This is a genomic window from Nitrosomonas communis (genome assembly GCF_024102715.1).
GTDB classification, from domain to species: Bacteria; Pseudomonadota; Gammaproteobacteria; order Burkholderiales; family Nitrosomonadaceae; genus Nitrosomonas; species Nitrosomonas communis_B.
In genome coordinates, this window is the sequence record NZ_JAGFJM010000094.1 from 1 (window position 1) to 5,282 (window position 5,282).

A 5,282-nucleotide genomic window follows, 5' to 3' on the forward strand; every position below is an offset into this window, starting at 1 on the left:
AATTGTCTAAATGAAGTATGCCCACAATCAATATTATTAAGCCGCCAATCGTGATCCCACGTTTTAGACCCCATACAAAATTGGCCGAAGCAGGCAGTCGTGAATATGGCGGGTTCGAAAATGAAAACATGATTTTCATGATAGCCAGTACCACGCCAAACAGTATGCACCAGAAAAATAACTTGAATGAATGAAATAATCGCGTTCCCAGATCTTCCGTTGCCCATTCAATAACTGAAAACCGAAGACAAATAATAATGATGAGCAACAATACCAATGAATTCCAGAAACCACCAAATCTTGCTTTCATCTCACTTTCGAAACTCATGTAATTCTCCTTTCAAAAATAGAAAATTCATTTAAGTTTAGCTACCTGCTCCCAAACATGACCACCTGAAAATCAATATTAGCATGTCATCCAGTGGATTTTGTTTCGTCATTAAAAAAATTGCCACAACGATACGCACCGCCCGGCAAGATTTAGCATCAATACGTTCTTCCTTCCGGGGCAAGGCTGGATGAGGAATTATAAAAACCAGATTCTGGCGGGCGATGAGCATATTTTAGGCGGCAGGTTTCTCACCAAGTGCGGTCGAGAGCGGTTTAATGCGAAAAATACCCACATCCACTGAAGCGACAATAACGCGCTGACCGGCAACAATTAAATCGACCCCTGCTTCAGGATCAATCTCAACCCGCCAGTTAATGCCGGAATAACGTATATTTCCCGGCTGCAGCGCCTTGATATCCTGCTCCAGGACAAATTCCAAGCCGATGAGATCACTGCTTTTATCACGCACTGGCGCACGTTTTCCCTGTAAACGCCGCAGCGGCTTCCATAGTATCGCGGTGATGATGGCTGAATTAATGCCAAACCCGGCAATTCCTGCCAACCATGTTGCGGGCAGCACACCAGCCAGCATCAACAATCCGGTTATCAGCGCGCCTAGTCCGGAAAACATCAATACAATGGTTGTCATGCCAAAAAACAACACCTCGACCACAAGCACGGTGAAGCCAAAAGCAATCCAGAATTCACCCTGATGCTGATCGATATAACTGATAATCGTATCCATAATGTCTTCAATTAATCCATTTAGCTAGTGGATTGTTTCAATGCAACATTGACAAAGATGCCGTTCGGCCTGCCGCAGGCTAATGTCAGGCGCTTGGTGGTTCGACCAGCTCACCGCGAGCGGGAGAGGTTTTACTGCAGCGATCCACCAGCCGTGACAGATTAAGGTTGAGACCGTTCACCTTTGTTTAATGTGTTGATGATCGTCATTGCTTCTGCTACCAAATTGGCAGCCTGAGTTTGATTGTCAGATAACAGCACGATAGATGATTCTTTGGCAATCGCCTTTTTTGCTTCGATGGCATTGCCAGCCAGCTCAAGCTGGATTGCGCGTTGCCCCTCGACAGTATTGGCGATATCCCCCACAATTTTAAGCGCCTGCGATTTTGCTTCGGCAACAGCCAGAATAGCTGCTGCTTCGCCTTGCGCCCGCAGAATCTGCTCTGTTTTTTCTGCCTCAGCCGCAAGCACTTTTGCTTGTTTGTCGCCTTCTGCCACATTGATCGATGATTGCCGTTGACCTTCTGATTCCAGAATCATGGCACGCTTATCCCGCTCTGCTTTCATCTGGCGCTCCATAGCCTCCAGCACCGAGCGGGGAGGCTCAATATCCTTGATTTCATAGCGCATCACCTGCACCCCCCAAGGACTTGCAGCTTCGTTGATGGCGGTAACGATGTTGGCGTTCAGACTTTCTCGCTCCTCGAAGGTTTTGTCCAGATCCATTTTGCCGATTTCGCTGCGCATGGTGGTTTGGGCAAGTTGCGTCACTGCATATTCATATTCATCAACACCGTAAGAAGCCTTGTAGGGATCAAGCACTTTCATATACAGCACGCCATCGACTACCAAAGAAATATTATCTTTGGTAATGGCGCTCTGGCTTGGCACATCAACTGCCTGCTCCTTCAGGCTGCGCTGATAGGCAACCCGGTCAATGAACGGAATCAATATATTCAGACCCGCTTCCATGGTTTTATTGTACTTGCCAAAACGCTCAATGATATAAGCCATGTTCTGCGGGACAAACCGGACCGCAGTTTTGATCAAAATCACCAATAAAATTGCCAGTCCAACCCAGAAATTAAACGCGATATCCAATGCCGGTTCCCAATCTTCCATGCTAAATTCCTTTGTCTCGTCAAAAAATAAATATTAATCGGTTAAGTTAAATTGCTGGCAAATAAAAAATCAGATTCTAACTTTGCTTATTCTGGCCGTAAACTTGGCGCTAAGGCAAAATTAATCTGATTTATTGATCCAAAACTTTACTTAAACTCGAATGAGCTTTAACAGGAGGCAGAATGCATCAGTTGCTCATACTTTTATCAGGTACCCTATTTGCAGTACCTACAATTCATGCCAACCGACCATGAAATAGTCATCAGACTGGGATTTTTCCTCAGCATTTTCACCCTCATGGCATGGTGGGAAGCATATGCTCCCAAGCGCCAGTTGACTGTTGCAAAAATACTGCGTTGGCGTAACAACTTAGCGCTCACTCTGCTGAACAGCCTTATCCTGCGGCTGGTATTTCCCATGACAGGGACTGGTCTCGCGATTTATGCGCAAGCCAATGGCTGGGGCTTATTCAACTGGATACAAGTCCCCGCCTGGCTTGCGCTCATCACCAGCGTTATTCTGCTGGATTTGGTAATTTACTGGCAGCACGTGATGATGCATGTCTTCCCTTTACTGTGGCGATTGCATCGCGCACACCATGCTGATCTGGATATTGATGTCACGACGGGCGCACGTTTCCATCCACTGGAAATGCTACTTTCAATGCTGATTAAATTTGCCGTGATTGTCATCCTGGGCGCGCCTATGCTTGCGGTACTGATTTTCGAAGTAGTGCTCAATGGCATGGCCATGTTCAATCACAGCAACATCCGCCTGCCGCTTGTACTGGATCGAATGTTGCGCCAGCTTATCGTCACGCCGGATATGCACCGCGTTCATCACTCTGCCCTGATACCGGAAATGAACAGCAATTACGGATTCAATCTTGTCATCTGGGACAAATTGTTTGGCAGCTACCGAGATCAGCCGCAAGCCGGTCACAACAACATGATGATTGGTCTGCGTGAATGGCGTGACACGGCATTCTGCTGCCGCTTGCTAAACATCCTCCTCATTCCGTTCCGGAAATGAATTATTCCATTTCAAAATCAAAAATGACGCGAAGGCGAGCCGCGGACAGTATAAATAATACGGCAAGGTGAAGCCGACAATGTCAGTTTTGATTTAGAAATGAAATTAGACGGCGTCAGCTATCAGATATAATACGCCAGCGATTTAAAGAGGAAGCCAGAAGTCAGTATGCCTGAAAAAATAGAAAATCTAGATGACTTTCTTACAGCAATCATCGGTTTACTCAAGTTAATTGAAAAATCCAGCCCCCTTCTTTTCCGCTTGAATTTTAGAACCAACTTCAGTCATAGTCTGGAAGAAGCGCTTCCCAGACTGAATAAATTAAAAGAACATGATTACATCCAGTTTCCAACCAATTATGAAGCCATGATTGAATCAGGTTTAACTGGCATTCAACTCGATCTCAAACTCGAATCTTTCGAGCACAGCTATCTTGAATTTCATGAGAAAGGAGGTCTTGAAAATCTCATGCTCGTTCTTGATAAAGGCCGCATCCTATTAGCCAGTATCGCCGATACCGTGCCCGGCTTTGGTTCGTTCCCACAAGAACTCATTGAATTCATTATCGAAGAATTAAAACGATGAAAACCCCAAATAAACACACTCTGTTCAACAGATTAAAATCAAAAATCAAGTGTACCTTAGTACAGGTACCCTTTAGTACATGTGTGACAATTTGCCACATTCTCATATTGTCGTATGTATGTTAAAAAACGCATCCCGAAAAGATTTGCCGATGATGAGGAGCGACGCTTGCCGAAAATGAGAATTATTTGCAACAACTGCATGCCTTATAGTAAGGTTATAGCGCCATGTATTTTTCCAGTCACAAATTGCGCGACAGCTAATCAACAGGGACTCCGCCATGTAAACAAAGGACCTGTTGCAACCGTTAAAAAACAAACATCCTGATAAGCAATTGACAGTTTAAAATATATTTAACAAAGCTATGCCATTATGTTTCGTAGTTATGATCTATCAAGGAGCAAATTATGATCTCAACTGATGTTGTGGAACAAGAGATTGTTTTATTTGCAATCAGCATGATATTGTCAGCAGCAGTTATTCATTTTGCTATTTCAGCGGCGCTTGCACATGGCATTGCCGATCACCCCGGCGGGCATAAACAGCATGACACTATCACCCCCTTTGTCGGTGGCGTGGGCATTCTGGCAGTCTTATCAGTAGCACTCTTCCTGCTGTTCACGACTTATCCCGAGCAATCATTGAAATGGCTCAGTTTAGGAGTGGGCGCCATCATCATTTTTGCCACTGGTTTTGCCGACGACTTATGGCAACTGAATTACAAAGTGCGTCTCATCATCCAGACCATCGTCGCACTCATTATGGCGCTGGCCGGTGGCGTTGCGCTCAGCAGCCTTGGTGGCTTGCTGCCCGGCCTGACGCTAGGGCTGGGCCTGCTGGCGATTCCTTTCACTATCTTTGCCACCATTGGTGGTATCAATGCACTCAATATGGTCGATGGTATCGATGGGCTGGCCGGAACGATATCCTTGATCAGTTTGCTCCTGATCAGCATTGCCGCCGCCATAAGCGGCGATTCGCCCTATCTGCTGCTGACAGTCATGCTTGCCGGTGGCGCAGCCGGTTTCTTATATTTCAACCTGCGCTACGCCTCCCAGCGCCGCGCCAAGGTTTTTCTGGGCGACAATGGCAGCATGCTGCTCGGCTTCCTGTTTGCCTGGCTGCTGGTTGATCTCTCGCAAGGAACTGACCCAGCCATCACCCCCGTCACGGCCATCTGGTTATTCTCCATTCCATTGATGGACACCATCAGAGTCATGCTGCGGCGCGTATGGTTAAGGAAATCTCCATTTACGCCCGATCGCAACCACTTGCACCATATTCTGCTGCATGCGGGCTTCCGTATCGAAGATACGGTGATTACCATCGCCTCCCTGCATTTATTTTTCGGCCTGATCGGGTTGGCAGGTTTATATCTGGCTGTGCCCGAACTTGTCATGCTGCTTGGGTTTCTGCTTGTCTTCTCGGGATATTGCTATGCAACCCTGCATCCCTGGTACTTCATCAT

The 5,282-nt window shown here is 46.4% G+C and carries 6 protein-coding genes; 3 read left to right on the plus strand and 3 right to left on the minus strand.

Features of this window, described 5'->3' with window-relative positions; all coding sequences use genetic code 11:
* The 3 genes from J5I83_RS09090 to J5I83_RS09100 form a co-directional block, all read right to left on the minus strand.
* A partial coding sequence (locus tag J5I83_RS09090) for a hypothetical protein (RefSeq protein WP_304055185.1) occupies positions 1-328 on the minus strand: 328 nt, incomplete at its 3' end.
* 235 nt (positions 329-563) lie between these two features.
* On the minus strand, positions 564-1,076 hold the full coding sequence (locus tag J5I83_RS09095; protein ID WP_304055187.1) for an NfeD family protein: 513 nt from the start codon (positions 1,074-1,076) through the stop codon (positions 564-566).
* A 161-nt stretch (positions 1,077-1,237) separates the two neighbouring features.
* Positions 1,238-2,197 (minus strand): SPFH domain-containing protein, encoded by a 960-nt coding sequence (locus tag J5I83_RS09100; RefSeq protein WP_304055190.1) that lies wholly within the window; start codon positions 2,195-2,197, stop codon positions 1,238-1,240.
* A 237-nt stretch (positions 2,198-2,434) separates the two neighbouring features.
* Between J5I83_RS09100 and J5I83_RS09105 the strand changes: the two genes are divergently transcribed.
* From J5I83_RS09105 to J5I83_RS09115, 3 genes are all read left to right on the plus strand, one after another.
* Entirely contained in the window at positions 2,435-3,229 is a 795-nt protein-coding gene (locus J5I83_RS09105) for a sterol desaturase family protein (RefSeq protein WP_304055192.1), read from the plus strand.
* A gap of 168 nt (positions 3,230-3,397) precedes the next feature.
* Positions 3,398-3,814, plus strand: a complete 417-nt coding sequence (locus J5I83_RS09110) for a hypothetical protein (protein ID WP_304055194.1) — start codon at positions 3,398-3,400, stop codon at positions 3,812-3,814.
* A 407-nt stretch (positions 3,815-4,221) separates the two neighbouring features.
* Positions 4,222-5,282, plus strand: a 1,061-nt coding sequence (locus J5I83_RS09115) for an MraY family glycosyltransferase (RefSeq protein WP_304055196.1), incomplete at its 3' end; no start/stop codon positions are given.